Below are 24077 nucleotides of genomic sequence, written 5' to 3' on the forward strand. Positions count from 1 at the left end.
TTACGAGGAAAAAGTTTGACTATATAAATTAGTTAAATTATATTTAAGTATGTAGTAATGATTACTACATACTATTTTTAATATGAAATTGGTCATACCAGTTTACTGGGATACAGAATAATTTTTACATTAAAAAGGGGAGTAAGAAATGAATCAAGAACCACCAAGAATAGCCTGGATTACAGACACAACATGTACATTAAGTAAGGATTTTATCGAAAAAAATGAATTGAATATTATCCCGTTACAAGTTGTTATTGACGGAGTATCATACAAAGAAGCCATCGATATTACAGATAAACAATTTTATGAAAGAATGGCAAATGAAAATGCCGCTTTCCAATCCTCACAACCTTCAATAGGTGAGTTCATCGAATTATATGAAAAATTGAAAGAAAAGTATGATTGCGGTATAGCATTACATTGCTCCGGTAAACTATCGGGTACATATTCTACTTCAGTAATGGCTGCAGAACAAGTTGGTTTTAAATTGTATGCAATTGATTCACGTACCGGATCTTATCCACTTTCTTACTTGTTAAATAAAGGGCTGGAGTTATTCAATCAGGGCTATGATGCTGAAGAAATTGTTAAGCGAATCGAAGAAATGAAATCGAATTCAAGACTGTTCCTTATCCCGTCCAATCTTAACCAACTCCATAAAAGTGGCCGAGTTTCAGGGAGCCAGCGGCTTATTGCTAACTTATTGAATATAAAGCCGATCCTTTCCATAGAAACAGAAGGTGCTAAAATTAGAGATAAGGTAAGAACGGAAAAAAGAGCTATTCAATATATTCTTGATATATTAAGAGAAGATATGGAAACATCCAAAGTTAGTAAAATAGTAGTTATCCATGCTGACGATGAAGATAATGCCCGTAAACTAGAAAATAGAATAAATGAAGAAATTAAATCTATACCTACAGAACGAATGATATTGGTTCCTGTTGCCGGAGTTCATACAGGAGTGGGAACTATTGGGATCTCGTGGGTATGTGAATAAAGAAATGGTCTGATAAAAACAAAAGCTGACTGTAGACAAAGTCCTGATCTTAGGGGAGCTTGTCTGCAGTCTTTTCCGTTTTCGGTGTTCTCACCTATCGGTTCACGCGCTATTTTCTACAGAGTGGGCTCTCTTTCCGCGGGCAAGCATCAAGCCTCCTCACGCTCTGTGCTGCTGGATCTCGGATACGCTTGTTCTTCCCGCAGAAGTCTCTCCCAATCTGCAGAAAATAGAATCCGGCGTTATAAACTGATATACAATATCCTCTAAGTGTAGCTGAAATTCATCTAAAGGAAAATAAAGCTATACTCGCATGTTATGTTTTTAATTTATCTTTGATTGTCTAGTTAATGGATTACAGCTAACACATTTATCTGTTACTTGGTTTAATTTATTAATAAGAAAATTAATCAATTGGAAACGCGTATTTCAGAGTTAGAACTGAACAATAAGATACTTAAATACCTATTGATTGCAAAGTTCCACCTTGGGCAGAGAAGTCCCTTGAAGAAGTAAAAAACAAAGGAGAAGTTCCCTATCCATTTGTAAACAAATATATATGAGGAAGAGAAAAAGGCAATAACTCAGGTAGCTTCGCAGGATACACAGAATTAAGAACGACCTTTTAAAACAACAAAAACCACCAAATAATGGTGATTTTTGTCAGGTATCAGTGACCTTTATTATAAATCTCTACATTAAAGATAGAATCGATAAATCTTATTTAATAAGTGTTATTTTCATAGGTCTTCTTATTAATTTTATCGATTACCTGATGCAGGTCATCCGGCTTGTGAAATTCAATAGGGGAGAAGCCCTTTTCAAATAAAATTTGGTCTGCCTCTATCACTAAAACATATCGATTATTAATTTTGGCTAAATGAAGGGTTTCACCAAAATCAGCAAGCAACCCTTTAATACTGGTGTTATCCAGCTTCATTTTTAATTCCACATCCGGTTCTTGTTCAACAAGTTGAGCGGCAGCTTCTACGACTTGTTCAGTTGTCAGGCGTTCCTGAAGCTCTCGCTTAGGACTGTCAGCCCATATTTCAATAGCTTCTTCAAACTGGCGTCGTTCCTCACTTTCAGGCTCATACACTTCACCAATATGCTCCTGTACCATGTCTATGACATGATTTTTCATCAGTTCCTGTTTAGACTCGCCATACTCAATAAATTTTAGAAAGTCTTCAAAATAGCGGGCATGGGAGGATTGATGGATTTTTAATTCACTCTCTTCAATCATGCCTTCTTCAGGCATATGAGGATATTGGATGGATTTCATATTTTTGGTGGTGATCGCCATTTCGACATTGCGGATCAATGTATTTTCATCAGAAATGGAAGCAACTTTTGGTTCAAAATCACATTTCATTAAAAATAAAAATCGATGCTCGAAAAATTTACGAGGAACGGCCGAAGCTAATAAAAATACACCGCCCCGCACTGCGCTTGTATCAAGATATGCATGAACAAATTCCTCACTGAAGGCTTTAAAATCTTCTTTATTATCAGCAAAGCGAGTACGGTTAAATGCATTATAGTTTGGATTTGAATCTAATTCATGACCTGGTTCGATAATAAAATGCCCCAGCTTTGTAGGGACTTGTTCTGAATTTGGATGGCGTTCCACTTTACGTTTAACGATCTTTTTGAACTCTCCATCCAGAAAATCCATTAGAGCACTTTCTTCATATTCAGCTGTATCAAGTGTTTGATAATGCTTGGCTGTAGGTAGTTCCTTATCTTCAGTTTCCACAACAAAGAAAGATAAAAACTTGATTTCAAATTCCATGTTATACACCTTTTTTCTATAGAGTCAGCCACTTCAGTATCCCAAAAGCCATGTCTTTCGTCAATGGAGATCTAGTTGAGGGTGAAAAATAAGTGGATCTAGCCAGAGAAACTTTCATCATAGAGATGATAAGGTGAATCATGTATTTAGAAGAAAATAAAAAGCGAATGAAAAGATTGCTTCATCCGCTTGGTCAGTAGGGAACTTAAGAGGCTTCTATGCTATTTTTGCTATCCCTGTTAAGGATCAATAAGCGTCTTTTTAATTCGTTAGCGTACTGTATGTCATTGTGTTTCATTGCTATATTCAATAAATCTAATAAATCATCAAGTATTAAATGGGATGTTGATTGTTCATCCTCAGCAGGTATTATTCTTACGTCAGTGTCTTCAGTTACCTGGGTGGCATAAAAATCTGTAAACATTTCAACAAGAGAAGCATCTGTAATCTTTTTGTCTGTCGATTCAGGTAATTGATCATGAAACTCAAGCTCTTCAACAACCATATCGAAACCTTTATCGGATAAGGAGAATTCACCGTCATTACCAAATAATTGGTTGAAAATAGTAAGTAAGGTCGGTGTTGTTAATGATACCAATAACTTATCGTATACAGTTTTGGTCTGTCTGATTTCAGAGATCATGGCTTTTTTTGTTTTTGATTTCATTAAAACCCTCCTAGGATAGAATAATCACACTGCTCTCTCTTTTCAAACTAATGATAACATGACTATAATAAGAATTACACTGTAAAGGACTGAAAAATTGCAATTGTCACAATATAGGAAGAAAGTATCCTTAAATAGAAGGAATATCTTATAATTAGCAGCATATTATGCTTGATATTCTTCAAAAATCATCGATATATTTAAATAAAAACACTATATGAAACAAAATATAAACAAATAATTTCAAGTATTTTCGTTCTTAAGAGTAATAAAAGGGAACTTTATCATGGGTATCCCGTTCATTTTTATCGCGATACTGAACAGATTTCTGAAAGGCGCTTTTTTATGTGCTCGGCATACCCTTCATCATGATCTTCCTTTGCAAAATTCAGCAAATCAAGTAAGTCATCTACTGTTAAATAATTCGTTTCCTCTTCAATATTTTCGGTATCATCCTCAAAAACGGTTTCCGAAGTTAAATGCCGGCCAATCTTTTCATAAAATAAATGTATCAGAGTCGAACTTGCATATGGTACCGGTGTGTCTGGCAGCCATTCTTCGTAATCTTTTAATTCAGTTAAAAATTTATAATAAGTCTTTTCGCTTAGCTTATGAGTTCCAGAGGGGCCGAATAAATTATAAAACATTTTGATAACAATAGGTGTGGATAGAGAATGCAATAATTTCTGAGAAACTTGGCCTGTTTGATTAAGTTCGAATATAATTGCATGGTATGTTGTTTTTTTCATATGCGCCCTAACTTTCCCTTTTTAATAATTTATGATAGAGCAATTTGAGAGAAAAACAAAATATTTTGATTTCATCAAACGTCATGAAATATATGAAGCTGAACCATAATTAAATCAGTTCAGTTTGAATGGTTATTTTCACATGATACTAAAATGGACTATAAAATATATATCATTCCAACTTAGTGGTAGTAACCATTATATTGACTAATAAAATATCTTTATAAAATATCAGATATTGCGGGTTAACATTTGGAAACAGAATGCGGTATATTTGAAATAGTATACTTTTGGAAAGGCTGAGAATAGATGGTTAACATTATTTTATTTAATAAAAATTTAATAAATACTATGATTTCATTTGTAAAGACGCTATGTTCTGTATTATTTGTTGGGTTCATTGCTACAGCGGGCGTAGCGTTAGTGATTTATGTATTTATGTTATTGGAAGAATTGATTGCTTGGATTTTCTGATTTTTTACTAGTATGCATGAATGTATACATATAGATTGACTCTATACTAAATCAGTGGATTCTATAATACCCTGCTTTAAATAGGATAATCTGTTAATTTTAAGTATCTATTAGCAGGGGGGAGAATAAAGTTAAATGGGTCTTAAGTAAATGAAATGGTAAAGGGCCTAATATAGTGTCATATCATTTCTCCTCCGTAAAGTGCAAAAAACGATAATGGAGCTCTAAATTTGACTCCAGGTCTTAATTTTAATAGTCCGTTTAATTATGGCACGGGATTAATTGGTTCTGGCAATGGATGTACAGATTGATACATTAACTCCGAAATCGTCACACTCCGGTAATTATTTTCCTTTAAATATTTTAATACAGGTTCTAATGCTTGTACGGTTTGAGATTTACTAAGGTTTCCCCAATCATGTAATAAGATAATATCACCTGGAGTAACTCTTTTTGTAACATGAGTTACAATCCGGGCAGTACCTGGATTTCTCCAATCCTGTGGATCTTGATGCCAGGACCACATAATGACATCATAACCATTTTTTATTGCGGTATTAATAATTTCATCATTGTAAACACCCTGTACAGGTCGGTATAAACTCATTTTACGCCCCGTGATTTCTTCAAATACTTTATTGGTTTTCTCCAGTTCTAAGGTTAGCTGAGCAGAGTTTATTCTATTAGGAAAATGATGGTACGTATGATTGCCTACTTCATGACCTTCTTGTAATTGCCTCCTAATTAATTCAGGATACACTTCGGCTTTATTTCCACTAACAAAAAATGTCGCTTTCGCATTATATTTCTTTAATAAATCAAGAATCTGTGACGTGAAAATCGGGTGTGGCCCATCGTCGAACGTGATCGCAACTAAGCGTTTATCTGTATTAACTTCCCAAATAACATGACCGGTTTTTTCATACTCTTCCCTTGGTTTTATTATAGCTAATGAATTACTAATATTGAAACTTAAGGATAAGATAATACAACAGAGCAGGAAGATGTATTTTTTCATAAAAATGTTCTCCTTTCAAAGAGTACGTTAAGTACAAATTAGTATGTCATATTACTGAATAATTATAATGTTTATCCATAAGCAATTATTACATTGTTTAATGGCTTTGATCATACAGTCATTATCGTGAAAATAATAAGGGGGAGAGGAATGAAAGGATCGGTAATAAGCTCAATTCTTTCCATAATCATTATAGCTCTCAGTGTCAGTTCTTTTAGTACCTTTAAAAAAGAACAACCGGCTTATGCGATTGGAGGCAGCGAATTAGGTTCCCAGATTTCAAAAGTTTTAAGCCATCCTGACTTAAAAGGTGCCAGTATTGGGGTCAGCGTGAGAAATGCATCAACCGGTAAAGTGATTTACATGCATAACGGGGATACCAGATTACGGCCTGCCTCGAGTATGAAATTAGTTACCAGTGCAGCTGCTCTTCAGATACTTGGTGAGAACTACCGATTTTCCACAGAAGTCTATACGGATGGTAAACAAAAAGGAAGCACATTAAAGGGAAATCTGTATATTAGGGGGAAAGGTGATCCCACTCTGGGAGAGATAGATCTTATAACTATTGCTTCTGCATTAAAAAAGAGAGGGATTAAAAAGATTAAAGGAAACCTTATTGCGGATGATACTTGGTATGATCATGTCCGTTTATCATTGGACCTGCCTTGGAGTGATGAGCAAGAGTATTATGGTGCTCAAATTTCCGGATTAACAGTTTCTCCGAATTCGGATTATGATGCAGGTACTGTAATTGTTCAAGTAAGCCCCGGCAATAAAATAGGTAAAGCAGCCTCTGTTATTCTTACCCCACCTACTGGTTATGTGAAAATAGCCAACAAAACCAAAGTTGGAAAGGTTAATAGTGAAAATACGTTAAAAATAACTAAACGTCATGGCAGTAATGTCATAAATCTCGCCGGAAATATCCCTTTAAAATCTGACATAACAAACACTTGTATTTCTGTATGGGAACCAACTTTTTATACTCTTGATTTATTTAAAAAATCTCTGGAAAAGCAAAGAATAAAAATCTCTGGAAAAGCTACATATGGAAAAATTTCTGCCAATCAAACCAAACTTTTCACTGACTATTCACCTAAATTGCGTACAATTCTGGTACCTTATATGAAACTAAGCAATAATACAATATCTGAAGTTTTAGTTAAAGAAATAGGCAAGGTAAAAGGAGAAGTGGGAAGTTGGGATAAGGGTTTATCTGTTATAGAGGGGCAGTTTGCCGATTTGGGGATTGGACATAATGCCATTCTTATGAGAGATGGTTCAGGTATATCACATGTTAGTATGATTTCAACTAATGCTTTAACAAATTTACTTTATAAAGCTCAATCAAAATCATGGTATGAAACGTATAAGAATGCATTGCCCGTAGCCGGAATGAGTGATCGAATGATAGGGGGTACACTGCAAAATAGAATGAAAGGTACAAAAGCGCAAGGGAAAGTGATAGCTAAAACAGGAACTATTTCAACGTGCAGTAGTTTAACAGGTTATGTACAAGGTGAAAAAGGGAATAAATACATATTCTCCATTATTATAAATAATTCAAAGAGTGAGAGTAAGCTAAAGGATATTGAAGATCACTTGGCTGTAATCCTGGCAAGCAATTAGGAAGAAATGAAATTCACCTGCACACCATTTAAAAAGTTAAGCCGAATATTAAGTATTTGTTTGGTTCATTTACTCGAATATCAATAAATTAGGAATATAAAGTGATAAATACTCTTAATAAGAAAACCATCGGCAATAATATAATAAATTTGATGACAGAGTATTTTGAAAATCCTTCTATAACTAAAATGGCAAATAATGCATATAAGATAATGAGTATGCCAAAAATCCAATCAGTAAAACCAAAGTTTAATTGCAATAAAGCAAGGCATATAATCGCTAAGAAATGGAATCCGTCATATTTATCTCTGTTCAATAAAACCCGCTCCTTTCCCTTATAGTCTATTCAAACATTAGGAATGGGAACACTTCCTGCAAGATATTATTATAGAATGTCCTGATGCATTAATCTGTTATTTAAATACTCCATTGAAATAATAGGGTTTGGATATAGAGGTTAAGAAACTCATGGATGAAGATGCTTTTTACATAAAGAAGGGATTTCTAGACTAACTTATACTATAGGGTGGAGGGCGAAGGTATACCTAAATTACCTTAAATTATATTTATCATAGCAATATGAACTGGATTTTTTGCCAATATCGAAACCTAATCACACAGTAATACATACATTTCATTAAATTTATGTGATCGTCTTTCTAAAGGAACTAATTGAAAAGATTAATTAACAGCTTCATAAGTTTAAAGGAGGGCAGTTATGTTAATCGCTTCTATTGTACTAGCAGTGATTGGTATTTTAATCATAATGGTGGGGCATTCCATTCGAAAGGATGGAAATACTTCTTTTTTAGCTGGGAATAATGAAATTTTTATCCCCAAGAATGAAGAAAAATTAGCTGAGAGGATAAGTTGGATTGTCATATTATTTGGTATTGAAACCATCATGTTCCCTCTGTTTTTTCATTTTATTAAATTTGTAGATGGTTATCATTACACATTGTTGGCAGTCATTCATCTAGTGGCAATTTTTGTTTCGATGTTTATGGATCAAATGGAAGTACGGGATGGTTAGAATGCCAGGTTAGCAATCATTATTGGATTCTATTTGTCTTCTCCAGTCTGACGCTACCATAAGTAGCTATATACCTGCTGCTACTGCAGAGGATGTCTTTTTACATTAGAAGAATTAGCTGACACCCTCAACATGATCAGATAGATCATCAAACATTCGGCAGCCGTCACACAGGATAAGCTTGAAAAATAATAAGTACGTATCACATCGGCCAACGTTGACATAAATAAGAATAACAATGAAACAGAAAGGTGAACACTGGTTCTAACTTCCCTAGTAACCCTTCTTTTTATTAGTACCCCAACCCTCGAAACTTTAGGGGAACCTGTATAGATATAGACTGAGAATTCTTTTGTGGAGAATGCAGAAAGATACAGCTACAGGTCAACGTATAAACCTATAGAGTATGCGGAATCTTACGTAAATTCCAAATCAGGAAAATCGATATAGGGATTCCGATTACCCTGAAGTTTGTAAATCGTCCAGTTCCGATGTTTCTCATGCAGTGTGACAGGGTGGTCATGATGCCATTTTTTTAATAGGTTGATATCAAGCAATATCTTTTTTTCTTGAATCATTTCATTCGGGTATCTCATTAAGAAATACAAAGAAGCTCGAGCTATTTTGCCCTTACCGTTTTCAGGTTCAAATCTCTCATTGCCATCTTTTTTTCCACAAGAGTTTTTAATGACCTCTTTATAAGCTTCAGGCTTGTAGTCTTCAAAATCATAATAGGGGATGTTACTTCTGAATGAATTACAGTTTGCCTCACATGTAAATAAATGATGAAGATCCCCAACCATTGGATGCCTTTTCTCGAACCAGGATTGTGGGATCACATGCTCGATATTAAATTGAAGAGAGCGCAGCACGGATTCAATCAAGAAATGTTTGTGTTCATTAAGTATTCCAGAATCCTGATTTAGATTTAATATTTGTGTCATTTTTTGAATTGCCTCGTTTACTAACAGGGTATCCTCTTCTAATAAATCATTTGAATTTAGGATTTGACCTGAATAAATGCTTTGTATTTGGCCGTTTTCACGTAAATCGACCCAGGAATGGAGCGCTTTTCGGCTATATGAATAAGAGAGCTGATTCGTATGAGTGCGTGTCAGCAACTCATTTAGCCATGGAAACAATTCATTAGCAGGAAATTGATTAAATGGTAAATTTTTATAATACAAATCGATTAGGCTTTGATCCTCTTTTTCATCATAATAAACTTCTTCCATCATGGCTGTTTTTTTCTGAAACTCTATACTTTGCGATGAGTGATCCTGAAAATGACGGTTATCAGTTAAGGGAGATTCAAGAATAAAAGATTCATAGCATAAATTAAGAGTTTCTTTTATTAGTGATGCAGAAGGATTCTTATAAAATAAACCTAACAGTAATTGGACAGTATCTTGCAAGAGTGATTCGTAGGCAGGTGAGAAAGGTGGATTTGTTCGGTATTTCAATAAAATCACCTCTTCTTATTATCATATTTAGATGATATCAAGGGTGGAAACAAATGTAAATAAATGATAAATGGCTATTCTTTAGATATTGGATACATATTATTCTAGTACAATGATAACCTTGTGATAAAAGCTTGCTTATTTGAATTGAGAAGCCAACAGTTTAGGTAATAACATAATAGGATTCGGTATTAAATGATGATTAAATTGTTTGTTTAATGATATTCTGTATGAGTTAGGCTTATAATTTACGAAATGTAATAATTATCTCGATATTTTTGTTTATTTTATAAGAAAATTCTAAATTGATTTACTTTTTGTCTTCTTCTATATATTTGGAGACAACATTTGGTAAACAGTTTATACTTTTAATTACTTAGCAAAGGAGTTGGTATCGATGGTTACAAGCACTAGAATAGAAGTGGAAGAAGAGATTAAGGCTATACAAGCTGAACATGAAATGTTAGAGGATACGCCTGTGGATTTCTTTGAAAAAGCTCCATATCTGTACAAAAATAACAACGGTGTAAGGTTTGCTGCAATCATTGAAGAAGACTCTGTATTATTTACGAAGGATGATCAAGAGTGGGGAAATAAGCTTTTGATATTCTCGAAAGGGCAAGCTGAGGAAGCCATTATTCAACTAAAAAGGGAACAGAATGGACAGCTGGATCGAGATTCTATTAATATGCATAATCCAATGAATCGAATCTTAATCAGTATCGGAGAAACGCTGTTTTTAGCTTCTGTATTACAGACTGCATTGGAAAAATGGCGAAGCCCTAAAAATGGAACGTTGGATATTTAAAAATAACAATAAATACTAATTCTTAGTCTCATAGATTCCTCTATGAGACTTTTACTATTTTTGGGTATATGGGTAAGTTTTTTTACCTTAAATGAGGGAATTAAAGAGTAGATAGAGATGTGGGGGTCATGAAAAATGTCAAAACTCAAAATACCAGAACTTCAAGTAGAGAGATCGTACCTTCAATTTATTTTTCCGTTTCAAATAAAGGAATCACGAAGCGAAGAATTAATCAAAAAATTAGAGAAAGAACAATGGGAGTTTTTTAACTTAAAAGATACACAACAAGAATATAAATTTTATGGAGATATACGTATATCTCACGAGCGTATGGAGCAATTTTTTCTGCCTAATATGGAGCCAATTTTATTTCCCGCTAAAACAACTGATAAAAATGCCTTTCGTCGCTTTAGCAAGATTATTAATCAAAAGGGTCACTTGTATTCAAAATATTTGGATACAGATTTCTTTCTCACATCTTTTGATATCTTTGTGTGTCCATATAATATTGGTATTATGAATATGCGAGTAAACTTACCTGATTATATGGACTATAATCATGTTCTTCACTTTATCGACCTGTTCAGAAAATTGGATAAACCTGATGACATAGCAATCACGATAAACGAAAAGGAATATTCCGAAACAAAAGGTATTATTTTTCATGAATATTGTCCGTGGCTTGAGGACCATCTTTCGAAAAAAGAACATACAACTTATTTTGGGAGTTTACCATTTTTCATAGAAGAACGTATGCAAGTTTATTATTATTTAGCTTTTGAAGAGAATACAAGTCTTGATGAAATTTCCTTATTCCGAGCGGCTTCAATCAAAGGATATGATATGGAAGGAAAGGCTTATGCCGGCGCCATATCAGAGGCATATATCAATCGTTTCTGCAAACAACATGTATACGATCGATGGGGTGATGAATCCTATTATATCATTAGCAATTATGCATTCGTTTGTCTATCTAATGAATCTGGAGAAAGAAGCAGAATGATTGCTGAGCGTATGTATGGTGAAAATTTTTATACGAATATTTTATTCTTCTTTAACAGGCTCCTGTTATTGCAATTATCCTATGAAAATTCCCGGCTAAGAGTGGATGATAAGAAAGGATCAATAGAAAAACTCATCATTCGAATAACGAACTTTTCTGCACAATTTTATCAACCGGAAGTACATAGCAGGATATTTGGAAAAGAAATTTATTTAAAAATGAAAGAAATTTTTCATATGGATGAGCTATACAACCACGTTAATCAAACGCTTGGAAATCTTTATAAGAATCATGAAAAGTTAACGAGAAAACGACATGAATATTTGCTTACATTTTTAACGATATATACAGTCATATCGGGAATCTATGGAATGAATCTGGTTATAGAACAGGATTGGAAAGGCAGTATTAATTGGTCAGCGGCCAGTTCCTATTCCATCTTTGAATATATTGCTTTATTTGTGGCATTAACGGGCATTACGTTTGGAGGAGTACTGGGGTTTGTAACCGTGTATAAATGGTTAAAGGAAAAGATAAAATCAAGAGGTGATTGAGCAGGGGAATAGCAGGTTATTGTAGAAACTAACAAATAAACAAAATAGTAAAGGAGGTAGGAGGTTGAAAAGATGGTTATGCTTTATTATATGTATCCTCCTCTTAGCAGCATGTGGGCAAGAAGCTAATGAAAATAAAGGAAGTGATGACAAACCAGTGAATACAGATAAAAACTCAAATCGAATCAATGATGGAATATTAACTTCGAGCTTAGTTCAAAAGAATAATGATGGCCATGATTTTTTGTTTGTCTATACGGTTGAAAACGAAGCAGACCAACCCATTCAGTTAACCTTTAACAGCGGACAAACATTCGATTACATTTTAAAGGATCATTCTGGAAAAACAGTCATCCATTATTCTAAAGGAAAATCCTTTACACAGGCAATTATTGAAAAAGAATTAGTTAAAGGTGCTCAATTAACTCATGATATCCATTTGAAAAATCTTAATCCAGGTGAATATACTTTAGAAGCATGGTTAACTGCCAAGGGAATGGATAATGACTATAGGGAAAAAATTAAACTCCAAGTAGAATAAGGATAAAAAGGTGCCGATTTTGATTGGCACCTTTTTGGGGGTTATGCTTTTTTTTCAAATAATTGCACCAGTTCTACGATGACTTCGGTAGCTTTTTCCATGCTTTCTACAGCTATATACTCGAATTTGCCGTGGAAGTTTTCTCCTCCGGCAAAGATGTTCGGAGTCGGTAAACCCATATAAGAAAGCTGGGAACCATCTGTACCGCCGCGAATTGGTTTCACGATTGGTTGCACACCCAAGTTTTCCATGGCTTGATGTGCTACATCTACAATTTCCTTTACAGGCTCAATCTTTTCTCCCATATTATAATATTGATCATTCATATCCAATATTATATTTTCTTCGCCATATTTGGCTTTGTATTTTGCAACAAGTTCTTTCATAGTTGCTTTTTTTGCTTCAAATTTTTCACGGTCATGATCACGGATAATATAAGCTGCATGAGTACGTTCTACATCACCGGTTAATGATAAGAGATGATAGAAGCCCTCGTAACCCTCTGTAAATTCGGGTGCTTCTTCTTTTGGAAGCTCCGCATTGAAATTCATGGCAATCTTTAAGGAGTTAACCATTTTATTTTTGGCGGAACCAGGGTGGACATTGCTGCCTTTAAATGTTAATTTGGCACTGGCCGCGTTAAAGCTTTCGAATTCAAGTTCACCGAGGGGGCCGCCATCCAATGTATAAGCGAAATCCGCATTAAAGCGCTCCACATCAAATTTATGAGGGCCTCTGCCAATTTCTTCATCCGGTGTAAAAGCGACACGAAGTTTGCCGTGCTTAATTTCCGGATGCTTGATTAGGTAATTCATCGCGGTAACGATTTCCGCAATCCCAGCTTTATCATCAGCACCAAGGAGCGTTGTCCCATCCGTAGTGATAAGCGTTTTACCTATATACTCTTTTAGCTCAGGGAAGTCTTTCGGTGATAGAACAATATTTTGATTTTTATTAAGTGTGATATCACCGCCATCATAATTCTCGACGATTTGAGGCTTTACATTTTTCCCGGTAAAATCAGTAGCCGTATCCACATGGGCAAGGAAACCAATAGTTGGGACCTCTTTATCTGTATTTGCAGGAAGGGTGGCGAATAAATAACCATTTTCGTCAAGGGTTATATCTTCCATCCCAATTTCCTGCAATTCATCTTTTAAAAGATTTAAGAGGTCAAATTGCTTTTCAGTAGAGGGGCATGTTGGACTGTTTTCATCAGATTGGGTATCAATTTTAACATATGTAAGAAATCGTTCAACTAATTCTTTTTTCATCAAATTCATCTCCTTCTGTCTTCTTATTATAGCGAAAGTTCGATTAATCAACAAAAAGTTATTCAAATTTTCTCTCGGTTACTAATTTCATTTTGGAGTGGATTTATTTATTTTGCGCATTCTTATATAATGGGATGGTAAGAAAGAAGGGAAGATATTAACCATGTTTACGATAGGAAGCCGCACAGTTAAAACAGCGATAGGTGCTATGATAGCCTTGGTTATTGCTCAAGTTCTATCATTGGAAAACACGGCCACTGCTGCAGTTATCACCTTATTAAGTGTTCAAAGTACACAGCGCAGAAGTATACAAATTGCTTGGCAGCGATTTGCTGCTTGTATCCTTGGGATTTTATTGGCTGTCTTAATATTTGAAGGGTGTGCTTATACAGCTGTAGGGGTTGGAGTGCTGTTGTTTATTTACATACCGGTTATGGCCAAGCTCGGTCTCCAGGACGGTATTGTACCTGGTTTTGTCATCATTATGCAATTGTACATATCACAGAATATTACGTATGAGCTTATTTTAAACCAAATCTGTATCGTTGCGATTGGTATTCTGGTAGCTCTTTTATTCAATTTATATATGCCAAGTGTAGAAGGCGAAATTAAGAAAATTTCAAAAGAACTTGAGGGGAATTTTAAAGTGATTTTTCTCCAGTTCGGTCGGTTCATTCGAAAAAAAGAACGTGTATGGAATGATGAGTATATCATTAAAACAAAGAAGTTAATCGATGAAGGAATGGGTTTAGCCAAGAGAAGTGAGGAGAATAATTTTTTCAAAAGAGACTCCTATTATTTACAATATTTCACAAAAGTCCATCAGCAATTTCAAATCGTAGAGCGAATGGTCCCCTTAATCATTCAATTGCCGACAACATTTGAACAAAATGAAATGGTTGCTGAATTTGTCGATGATTTAGGAACAAATATGGAAGATCGAAATCGTCTGTTATTAAAATTACAGGAACTAAGAGGTGAGTTCGAACAAATGGACTTACCGAAAACAAGGGAAGAGTTTGAAACGCGTGCAGCATTATTAATTTTGATTAATAAAATTGAGCAATTTATCGAAATTGAACGATAGTGAAAGATCAATAACAAAGATAACGGGCTGTTTTTACATGAACAGTCCATTTTTATTGGGGTCAGTTTATAGACACTAGCGCCTCCGGTCGTAAACTTTCACAATACTCATGCAGCAATTTCCACCCATCCTCATATTTTTTAAAGCGTTGCACAAATAGCTTAGCAACATCTTTCTTTTCTCCATCCATTTCAAACGTAACCGAAAATATAATAATCATTTCATCTTTGGAAGCGGGTGTAATGTGCATGGTAGTGAAATTCCATTGAGGATTATGTCCGCAATATTGATCGAAAGCCTCTCCCCACCCTATGCAAGCTTCTTTATATCCCCAATCTGAAACGATACCATCTGCATTTGCCCATCGAACAGCTAGGTCAGGTGAAAGCTTTGAAATCATCAATTCAGTGTTACAGCTATTCCATATTGACTGAAATTCACGAAAGAATGAGTTAAAATCTTCCATTAATAATTGATTCAATTTGCTTCCTCCTTTGATTAAGGTAAGTATATATTCCTTGATAAAGTTATTCTATACATTGGATATATTTCCCTTTTTATTGATGAAGAAACTATTTTGTAATATGATTATGCATTAATCATTCGTTTCAGTTACGGCCGTTGTCTTAATTGGTATTAAACCAAATATGGTACCAGATAAAGTATTTGTTGCTAACCTCATAACTAACCTAGTGAATAAAAAAGAACTATTCTTTATGTCGAATAGTTCTTTTCATTCATCTTAGAAAATCTAATGCTATTTGATTGAATTTTGCGTGCTGATCCACATTACATACATGGCCGCAATTTTCGATTACCTTTAATTTCGAATGATTTTCATTTTTAATGTCATTTTTGACTGTATCTAGAAACATATAATCTTCTTTACCCATTACATATAGAGTTGGTATATTTACAGGTTCTTTTACTATATCAACATGTATTTCTTCTATCTGATCGACTAAGTCAAACCATCTGAGGAATTCCTTTTGATTCATTTTCTTTGCTTCCCTGATAAACATGCTTCTGGAATACTTATGATTTTTATTCGGCATTAGCACCCAAGCGAAAAAAGAATATAACCACATATATGGAACGAAATTTTTAATGAGTAAACCAATTTTTAACCAGAACTTTATTCGTTTGTTGTATGTGGTTATAGCTCCGGCCAGGATTGCTTTTTCTATCCTCTCCGGTGCTATTTTATACATTTTTTTAATCAATAAAGTACCCATTGATACGCCTATAAACGTTGCCTTTTTTATATTATTATAGTCAAGAACCTTGATAATATCATCGCAAAGTAATTCAAAGTTATATTTCTTATCTGTTTTACTTATTCTTGTCTTCCCATGTCCTCTTAAATCAATTAACAGCAGATTAAAGTGCTTTTTTAATACTTTAATCTGGTTCGCAAATATAGTAGAACTTCCTCCTATGCCGTGAATACATACTACCCACTTAGTGGAGGATTCATTTTTATACTCTCTATAGAATAACATCGCCACACTCCTCATTCCTCTAAAGTTGTATTCCCCTAAAAAGGAGTAAACATGTCAAAAAATATACGAGTATATAAATATTTGAAAAAAATATAAAAATATTCTCTGAGCTAGTCTACTGAAAAACAAATATTGCTTTTTAATTAATAGGCATAACAGTACTTTTTCATAAAAATAGTAACAAATATCCAAATAAAAGGAAACCGGAAAACGATGGATAGAAATAAGACCATTTAGAAGGCAAAGTAGTTTAAAAATAATATAGGACAAGCTTTGCTATTATTCAACAAATAGTGGTGTGTAGATTTAATTAATGTCAAAAAGGAACGAACGATTCATTCGTACTATCACTGACAATTAATTGAAAATGGTAAATAAATGGAATATACTGAAAGCGTTCACAAAATGAAAATATAAATGGAGGAAATTTAATGACTACTACCTTAAGTCCCAATGTTAGTCCGAAACTAGCAAATTTTTTAAAAGGCACAAAACAGTTATATGTAAATGGTCAATTTGTAGATTCAGTTTCCGGCAAAACGTTTGAAACGATGAATCCAGCTACAGGCGAAGTTTTGGCTGTGATTTCAGAAGCTCAGACTGAAGACATTGATTTAGCAGTCAAAGGGGCACGAAAAGCATTTGATCTTGGCCCATGGAGAACGATGAATGCTGCAGAACGCAGTCGTTTAATATATAAATTGGCAGACTTAATGGAGGAAAACAAGCTGGAATTGGCTCAGCTGGAAACATTGGATAACGGGAAGCCATTCCGTGAAACATCCAATGCAGATATTCCGTTAGCTATTGAACATTTCCGTTATTTTGCAGGTTGGTCGACTAAAATTACAGGACAAACCATTCCTGTTGCCGGTAACTTTTTTAACTATACTAAACATGAACCAGTGGGAGTGGTAGGGCAGATTATCCCATGGAATTTCCCATTATTAATGGCTGCCTGGAAACTTGGAGCAGCACTGGCTACCGGATGTACAGTTGTATTAAAACCAGCAGAAAATACGCCACTTTCTGCCTTATATTTGGCAGAACTCATTAGTGAAGCCGGATTTCCGGATGGAGTTGTCAATATTGTACCAGGCTATGGTCAAACGGCCGGACAACCATTGGTTGATCATCCAATGGTCGATAAAATCGCTTTTACAGGATCTACAAAAGTAGGGAAGCAAATTATGAAATCAGCTGCTGACACACTAAAACGCGTAACATTGGAACTTGGTGGCAAATCACCGAATATCATCCTTCCAGATGCAGATTTATCGAAGGCAGTTCCAGGTGCGCTAATGGGAATCATGTTCAATCAAGGACAAGTTTGTTGTGCAGGAAGCCGTTTATATGTTCAAAAGAAAATGTATGATAATGTCGTCGCTGATTTAATATCCTGTGCCAAGGATATTAAACAGGGGAATGGCTTAGAAGAAGATACAACGATGGGACCGCTTATTTCCTCTCAACAGCAATCCCGAGTTAAAGGATATATCGACAAAGGTGTTGAAGAGGGGGCAGAAGTATTATTTGGGGGCGATATTCCTTTCGATAAAGGATATTTTATATCGCCGACTATATTTGCTGATGTAAATCATAGTATGACCATCGCGAAGGAAGAAATATTTGGGCCTGTTGTAGCGGCCATGCCATTTGATGATATCGATGATCTCGTCCAAAAAGCAAATGACAGCCACTATGGATTGGCTGCCGGAGTTTGGACGCAGGATTTGAAAAAAGCCCACGAGATTGCTCATAAATTACAAGCAGGGACTGTATGGGTGAATACGTATAACACATTCGATGCGGCTTCCCCATTCGGAGGATATAAACAATCCGGTATCGGTCGTGAAATGGGGAGCTATGCTTTAGAAAATTACACAGAAGTGAAGAGTGTCTGGATTAATATGGACTAAGGATGAGTGAGTGTAATAGACTTTGAGTTTGGGCAGTGTGGTTAGGATGGTAACCACACTGTTTCTTTGACTTTTTCTGGTCAAAAAGCCCCGTGAAAGTCAGAGTAGTATCTGATTTTTATGGAGTCATTTAACTAACGGTTAGCTTTTCTTTAGAGAATGATCAGTTTGAATTTCTGATAGGTCATTTAAATTAACCTGTCCTTGCATAATTTGGTATAGGTGCAATAATCCTGCTGATCAGGACTAAATCATTTCTCTCTAAATCCAATTAACTTTGTCAGCAGTACCTGAATAATTATGTTTGTAACCAAAAAAGAAACTCGTCAGCATGGACGAGTTTCTTTTTTTGTCTATATTATTTTGCTCCTCATTTAGAGCGTTATTATTTTTAAAACTGTACTCAGTAGCAATATGCTTTAAAAGTAATCAGGTACAGTCAGATCAGACGATAATAATCGTTACATCTATATTCCCACGTGTTGCCTTTGAGTAAGGGCAAACTTGGTGCGCCTTTTCTGCATATTGTTTAGCCTCTTCCTTATCTAATTCAGGGATAGAGACATCTAAACGAACAGCCAGTTTAAATCCGCCGTCTTCTTCATCCTTGCCAATCGTTACATTTGATGTCACGGTTGTGTCCACTTTTTTTCGATCTTTACGCAATACAAGGTTTAATGCACCGTCAAAGCAAGCTGCATAGCCTGCTGCAAATAGTAATTCCGGGTTTGCAGCCTGTTCTCCGCTTCCTCCCATTGCTTTTGGTTGTCTCACATCTAAATTAATAATTCCTTCTTCGGATTTTACATGTCCTTCGCGGCCGCCGGTAGCTGTGACTGCTGCTGTATATAATGGTTCCATCCTATCCACTCCTTATTAAATGATATATAGCACTTTTCCCTGTTTCTGTTTTATTAAACAGCGGTGAAAGAAAACATGATTAAAAAATATATAGGCATTCCCTATTATCTCTATTATAGAAATAAAAATAAGTGTGGATTATATGGGGAACAGTGAGTGTGGACATGGAGACATAAATACTAACTATTTTAAGATGAGTCAGGTTAATCGGTTGAGGTAGCTACGCTCGAGGCAGTTCATAAAAAGGGGTACTCATTACTATTTCAATGTTATGAAGGTGGGTAGAGAACCATAAATATATCTATATCCAGCTCAGAAGTCATTTGAAAATCACATTGTTTATTTGTACGGCGTCACAGCCGCAGGGCATATTTATTTCTTATGAGTCGGTTCCTGATGGAGTCAGGGAATTTAAAGAGGAGCTTGGTCTACATATTATTTCATATAATCAACTCACTAGTCTTGGTAGGATCCCTAATATAATAGAAAGCGAGACAATCACTGTACATGAATTAAGTCCTGTTTTTTTAATGAAAGGACAGATTAAGTGGAGATTGAGGGGTTTAAGCTTAATTATAGTGGGAATATTCTGATTTAGGGACACGATTAATAAAATTTAAATCGTCCTATATTCCCGGAAATAGTTGAATGTGTAGCAAAAACTATTCGTTTTAGAAAAGGATAAACAAAACAGCTTTCTTTACTCAAAAGAAGCTGATCAGAAGGTTATTATATTTAAGATACTATCATTTAATCTGTTCTATGAATTTATCAATTTTCATGTTTGATTTATAAGTGATATTGGAAGCAATCCTATGTCTGTAACCGGGAGTCAAGTGATTATTTTTAGAAGCATTCCAAAAGTTTCGTTACTTCTGGGATGTCTTTATTTCATAGTTATGATGAGTAGGGTGGAAGAATAAAACTTCATTCTACATCAGTGTAAAATATTTTGTCAATAATAAATTTGTGAATTTATGAGAAAAATGTTATAATTATATTATTAATTGCTTTTTTAATTCGTATTTAAATTTATACCGGACTTTATGGGAAATGGAAGTTAGATACATTTTTTATCCTTTTTTGACTCAAACAGTTTTGTAAGCTTTAAAGTAAGTTAGTTGAATAAAATGATCAGTATCCTATTTATTAGTAACCGAGTTTTTATTACAAGGAGGACTTGAATAATGGATTTAATCAATAAGAAAGTTACACACGAACGTTTTGGTGAAGGTACGATAGTTAAGCATAATGAATCTACTGTTGAAATACATTTCGAATCAGAAAACAAAATGTTTGTTTTCCCTGATGGTTTTGGAAAGCACTTAAAACTACATGATGAGAGTGATGCTAATTCACTTGAAGAAATATTGCAAATTAAGGAAAATGAACGATTAGAGGAAGAATCGACAAAAGAAGAAGAAAAAAAACTGCAACGTAAAAAACAGGAACTTAACTTAGAACATGAAAAACTTATGAAACATCATAAACTACATCCTGAATCACAAATGGTATTTTGGTGTGATACAGAAGAACAGAGCAGTGCCTTATCAGAGTGGAAGGTGTTTTCAGGCGTTATAAAAAGTGGTACAAACAAGGGGAAGCCAAACAAGCCGATTCGCTTGCAACGAAATAGTGCTGTCCTTTTAACAGCAAGAGATTCCAGCATGTCTGAAAAAGACAGACGTATCATAGGTGTCTATATGGTACATGAAAAATTTATCGGTAAGCTTTGTGAAGATGGATATATTCCTGCTCATTCAAAATACCGACTTCAACTAACAGAACAGGAATCAGATCAATTGCTTTTCTGGGAATATTATGTGAATGAAAAATCCCCGGAAAAAGTGACATGGAATACAGGTAAATACCGTTATTTTGACAATGCATGGATGGCTCAAATTTTGCTTGATATCATTTCTTTAAAAACAGACCCAAATGAACGAGAGCTGGCACAACAATTTTTTGAATATTTTTGTAAAATGAATAAGATAACAGAACAAGAGTTACCAAAGCCTAATGGCGCAATAATGCGTACTTAGATAGTAGTCCAAGTTTAGTTAAAGACTAAAAAAACGGAATCTGTTTCATTAAGATAAAACAATCTAAGATAATTAAACCCGCCAGCATTACGTGCGTTATTATATCCACTCCACACATGTGTAGTGCGTGGTACAGTTTTAAAAAGGTATAGTTTGAATAAAAGTGCCCTAATCTAGAACAGAGATTTGGGCATTTTTGTATACCGATAAAAAATTCAGGTGACAAACAAAGTAAAAGAATAAACTAATTTTTTTGGTTTATATAATTAATTAAGCATTATATTAAAATGGTGATAAAGACGTAAGTATAATCAATTCTATAGGGAGAGTAAGTACTGCTGTATCGATACTTTCAAAGAAATTGGATCAGCTTATTTACTATACTCATGAACCTAATAAAGCCTTATTTGGATGGATAAAAGTAGTTTTATAATAGAGTAGCTAATCTGTTTATTTGACCTAATTTCCTTTCCTATTTTACCTTGAAATAGTGGATGTATCGAATAATGCAGAAAGAGGGATGACTAATGATTGGTGCCGTTATAGGTGACATTGTTGGATCTCGTTTTGAATTTAATAATCATCATAGTAAGGAATTTGAGTTCTTTACTGAAGATTGCCGAGTTACGGACGACAGTATTATGACCCTTGCGATTGCTAAGGCCCTTATGGAGACAGAGAAGGTCATTCAACCTTCTGTTCATGGAAGTATGTATGATTGTAAAGATTTGCTGGAGAGATTGTCCACTACCTATATGCAAGACATGGGACGTAAATATCCAAATTGTGGATTTGGCGGGATGTTTTTTAAATGGATATTCAAGGAGAATCCCGAACCTTATAACAGTTTTGGAAACGGGGCAGCGATGCGAATAAGTCCTGTAGGTTTTTTAGCAAGGACGGAGAGCGAAGCAAGGGAGCTATCTGAAATTATTACCGGGACAACACATAATCATGTAGAGGGAATAAAAGGGGCAGAGGCTACCGCTGTTGCTATATTTATGGCGAGACGTGGATTTACCAAAAATGATATACAAAACAAGATTAACGAATATTACTATCCAATAGATTTCACAATCGATGAAATTAAAGGTACATACCACTTTAATGAGACATGCCAAGGTACTGTACCGCAAGCTATAGCAGCCTTTTTAGAATCTTCTTCTTTTGAAGATGCTATTCGTACCGCCATCTCAATCGGGGGTGATAGTGATACAATTGCAGCCATTACTGGTTCTATTGCAGAAGCGTATTATGGAGTTCCTGAAGCTCTTAGAGAAAAGGCGTTATCTTATTTAGATAGTGAACTGCTGGCCATTTATGATGAATGGTCCACTTTTATAAAAAGTGCATACGCTCCTGGTAAGTTTAAAGTGCTGACGAAATACATCGGGAAATTATGTGATGCTGATTCGTTTGGTGAATGGTTTATTAATAAGGAGAACGATGGCACACAGGAAAACACATTTTATATGCCATATGTTCTGTTCAATGAGCTCGTACATTCATTTATTCAGGAGTTCTATCAGTTCTCCGAAAGCCATCCTGAATACGAATTAACTGAGTACAGGTCTATTTTGGAGAAAAATGGTCTCGCATGGGATGGTGATTCTATGCGTAATGCTGACCTGGCTTCTCTAGATTCCCAATGTATCCTTGCACTAATTATGGGTACCATACGAGCAGATCGTTTCTATGAAGGCACATTGCTACGCTTCTTTGAGGATGGTTTTATTGTAAATTGGTTAAAGAGGCTTGAGACTATTGATAAAAATAAAGAGTAAGGTATTCTATTTCTAAATGATACACAAAAGGACGTCATTCATCATTGCAACAGTTTTCTGTGATAGAAAAGATTTGATAGCGGGGGATGATGAAGGTCAAAGTATTTATGATTCAATTAGCAGAAAAAGAGGAGAGACCCTCGTTTGAAGAGGTAGTGGATTAGATATTCATGTATACACATACAATAGGAGAATCTTAATAGAGTAGCATTCCTATCAGACCATAAAACAGATATGCTGCTCTTTTTATTGACACCTCCTATCTTTTTGTTCTTTTTATATTTTATCTACCGTTATATTGTCTTCTAAATCACCAAGATCTCCTCTAAATTCTGTTGAACAGGTAACAAGTGAGTCGAATTCTTATTCATAACCGGTGACGAATGCCGGTATTGAAATCAGGAGGATATAATTTCAATAACATTAACTAATGAGCTTGCTATCTTTCTTTTTATTAAGACATAACAATGGCATACTTTTTTTCCTCTTCTTCTTCATCAAATATAAAAGCAAAGTTAAGTGTCATATCGATTCCATCTTCTGTTAACCAATTAAAGGGATGGATAGTAGGATTGGCCCTATTTGTCAGCCCGTGTTTTAGGATTACTTTACGTTCAAACGTGCTGAATGCTTCTTCAAGTCCGTGTTCCTGGAAATTGTATTCCTGTATTAAGTGATTACTTAATAAGGGCCAGCTGTAAAATTCAATCATGATTCAGACTCCTTCTTAGATTATCAAATTATTATAAGGGGTGTTCGAAGAATAAACAAATTCTACGGGTAGTTGTGATCCCTGAGGAATGGTTCTCCTGTTTTGGCTAGTGTAATGATGAAATTTCACCATAAATATTTTAATTTTGCTGGGAGG

Annotated in this window: 21 protein-coding genes; 10 read left to right on the forward strand and 11 right to left on the reverse strand. The window is 34.8% G+C overall.

Annotation, left to right across the window (positions count from 1 at the left end):
• Positions 1-148: 148 nt before the first annotated feature.
• Complete coding sequence (locus AC4G3L_RS11195; protein WP_491077033.1) at positions 149-1003, forward strand: DegV family protein; 855 nt, start codon at positions 149-151, stop codon at positions 1001-1003.
• Positions 1004-1727: 724 nt separating this feature from the next.
• On the opposite strand, the gene AC4G3L_RS11200 is transcribed toward AC4G3L_RS11195, so the two are convergent.
• From AC4G3L_RS11200 to AC4G3L_RS11215, 4 genes are all read right to left on the reverse strand, one after another.
• Positions 1728-2798 carry a DUF3900 domain-containing protein gene (locus AC4G3L_RS11200; protein WP_491077034.1) on the reverse strand — a complete coding sequence of 357 codons (1071 nt, stop codon included), beginning with the start codon at positions 2796-2798 and terminating at the stop codon, positions 1728-1730.
• 205 nt (positions 2799-3003) lie between these two features.
• On the reverse strand, positions 3004-3465 hold the full coding sequence (locus tag AC4G3L_RS11205) for a hypothetical protein (protein ID WP_491077035.1): 462 nt from the start codon (positions 3463-3465) through the stop codon (positions 3004-3006).
• Between the two features lie 305 nt (positions 3466-3770).
• Entirely contained in the window at positions 3771-4214 is a 444-nt protein-coding gene (locus tag AC4G3L_RS11210) for a hypothetical protein (protein ID WP_491077036.1), read from the reverse strand.
• A 739-nt stretch (positions 4215-4953) separates the two neighbouring features.
• Positions 4954-5706 (reverse strand): polysaccharide deacetylase family protein, encoded by a 753-nt coding sequence (locus AC4G3L_RS11215; protein WP_491077037.1) that lies wholly within the window; start codon positions 5704-5706, stop codon positions 4954-4956.
• Positions 5707-5856: 150 nt separating this feature from the next.
• Here AC4G3L_RS11215 and dacB point away from each other — a divergent pair, with 150 nt between their 5' ends.
• Entirely contained in the window at positions 5857-7338 is a 1482-nt protein-coding gene (dacB, locus tag AC4G3L_RS11220; RefSeq protein WP_491077038.1) for a D-alanyl-D-alanine carboxypeptidase/D-alanyl-D-alanine endopeptidase, read from the forward strand.
• 88 nt (positions 7339-7426) lie between these two features.
• Here dacB and AC4G3L_RS11225 read toward each other — a convergent pair whose 3' ends face one another.
• Complete coding sequence (locus tag AC4G3L_RS11225; RefSeq protein ID WP_491077039.1) at positions 7427-7654, reverse strand: hypothetical protein; 228 nt, start codon at positions 7652-7654, stop codon at positions 7427-7429.
• A 402-nt stretch (positions 7655-8056) separates the two neighbouring features.
• Here AC4G3L_RS11225 and AC4G3L_RS11230 point away from each other — a divergent pair, with 402 nt between their 5' ends.
• Positions 8057-8371 (forward strand): hypothetical protein, encoded by a 315-nt coding sequence (locus tag AC4G3L_RS11230; RefSeq protein WP_491077040.1) that lies wholly within the window; start codon positions 8057-8059, stop codon positions 8369-8371.
• Positions 8372-8787: 416 nt separating this feature from the next.
• On the opposite strand, the gene AC4G3L_RS11235 is transcribed toward AC4G3L_RS11230, so the two are convergent.
• Entirely contained in the window at positions 8788-9834 is a 1047-nt protein-coding gene (locus AC4G3L_RS11235) for an endonuclease I family protein (RefSeq protein ID WP_491077041.1), read from the reverse strand.
• 397 nt (positions 9835-10231) lie between these two features.
• Between AC4G3L_RS11235 and AC4G3L_RS11240 the strand changes: the two genes are divergently transcribed.
• The 3 genes from AC4G3L_RS11240 to AC4G3L_RS11250 all read left to right on the forward strand — a co-directional run bounded on the left by AC4G3L_RS11240 (position 10232) and on the right by AC4G3L_RS11250 (position 12740).
• The gene (locus AC4G3L_RS11240) at positions 10232-10642 is read left to right on the forward strand and encodes a hypothetical protein (protein WP_491077042.1); all 411 of its coding nucleotides are present in this window, start codon (positions 10232-10234) and stop codon (positions 10640-10642) included.
• A gap of 135 nt (positions 10643-10777) precedes the next feature.
• Complete coding sequence (locus AC4G3L_RS11245; RefSeq protein ID WP_491077043.1) at positions 10778-12199, forward strand: hypothetical protein; 1422 nt, start codon at positions 10778-10780, stop codon at positions 12197-12199.
• Between the two features lie 64 nt (positions 12200-12263).
• Complete coding sequence (locus AC4G3L_RS11250) at positions 12264-12740, forward strand: BsuPI-related putative proteinase inhibitor (RefSeq protein WP_491077044.1); 477 nt, start codon at positions 12264-12266, stop codon at positions 12738-12740.
• 41 nt (positions 12741-12781) lie between these two features.
• Here the strand turns inward: AC4G3L_RS11250 and pepT are convergent, their stop codons facing one another.
• Positions 12782-14014, reverse strand: coding sequence for a peptidase T (gene pepT / locus AC4G3L_RS11255; protein WP_491077045.1), 1233 nt, complete (start codon positions 14012-14014; stop codon positions 12782-12784).
• A gap of 163 nt (positions 14015-14177) precedes the next feature.
• Between pepT and AC4G3L_RS11260 the strand changes: the two genes are divergently transcribed.
• On the forward strand, positions 14178-15101 hold the full coding sequence (locus tag AC4G3L_RS11260) for an aromatic acid exporter family protein (RefSeq protein ID WP_491077046.1): 924 nt from the start codon (positions 14178-14180) through the stop codon (positions 15099-15101).
• 61 nt (positions 15102-15162) lie between these two features.
• On the opposite strand, the gene AC4G3L_RS11265 is transcribed toward AC4G3L_RS11260, so the two are convergent.
• Together AC4G3L_RS11265 and AC4G3L_RS11270 are read right to left on the reverse strand one after the other, a co-directional pair.
• Positions 15163-15582, reverse strand: a complete 420-nt coding sequence (locus AC4G3L_RS11265; RefSeq protein WP_491077047.1) for a hypothetical protein — start codon at positions 15580-15582, stop codon at positions 15163-15165.
• Positions 15583-15838: 256 nt separating this feature from the next.
• On the reverse strand, positions 15839-16603 hold the full coding sequence (locus AC4G3L_RS11270; protein ID WP_491077048.1) for an alpha/beta fold hydrolase: 765 nt from the start codon (positions 16601-16603) through the stop codon (positions 15839-15841).
• A 431-nt stretch (positions 16604-17034) separates the two neighbouring features.
• Here AC4G3L_RS11270 and AC4G3L_RS11275 point away from each other — a divergent pair, with 431 nt between their 5' ends.
• Positions 17035-18522 (forward strand): aldehyde dehydrogenase family protein, encoded by a 1488-nt coding sequence (locus tag AC4G3L_RS11275; RefSeq protein WP_491077049.1) that lies wholly within the window; start codon positions 17035-17037, stop codon positions 18520-18522.
• 444 nt (positions 18523-18966) lie between these two features.
• Here AC4G3L_RS11275 and AC4G3L_RS11280 read toward each other — a convergent pair whose 3' ends face one another.
• Entirely contained in the window at positions 18967-19383 is a 417-nt protein-coding gene (locus tag AC4G3L_RS11280; RefSeq protein WP_491077050.1) for an organic hydroperoxide resistance protein, read from the reverse strand.
• Positions 19384-20570: 1187 nt separating this feature from the next.
• Here AC4G3L_RS11280 and AC4G3L_RS11285 point away from each other — a divergent pair.
• Both AC4G3L_RS11285 and AC4G3L_RS11290 read left to right on the forward strand, forming a co-directional pair.
• Complete coding sequence (locus tag AC4G3L_RS11285; protein ID WP_491077051.1) at positions 20571-21425, forward strand: malate synthase; 855 nt, start codon at positions 20571-20573, stop codon at positions 21423-21425.
• 527 nt (positions 21426-21952) lie between these two features.
• Complete coding sequence (locus AC4G3L_RS11290) at positions 21953-23209, forward strand: ADP-ribosylglycohydrolase family protein (RefSeq protein WP_491077052.1); 1257 nt, start codon at positions 21953-21955, stop codon at positions 23207-23209.
• 454 nt (positions 23210-23663) lie between these two features.
• On the opposite strand, the gene AC4G3L_RS11295 is transcribed toward AC4G3L_RS11290, so the two are convergent.
• Entirely contained in the window at positions 23664-23921 is a 258-nt protein-coding gene (locus AC4G3L_RS11295; protein ID WP_491077053.1) for a hypothetical protein, read from the reverse strand.
• Positions 23922-24077: the final 156 nt, after the last annotated feature.

It is taken from the genome of Bacillus sp. z33 (genome assembly GCF_058313615.1).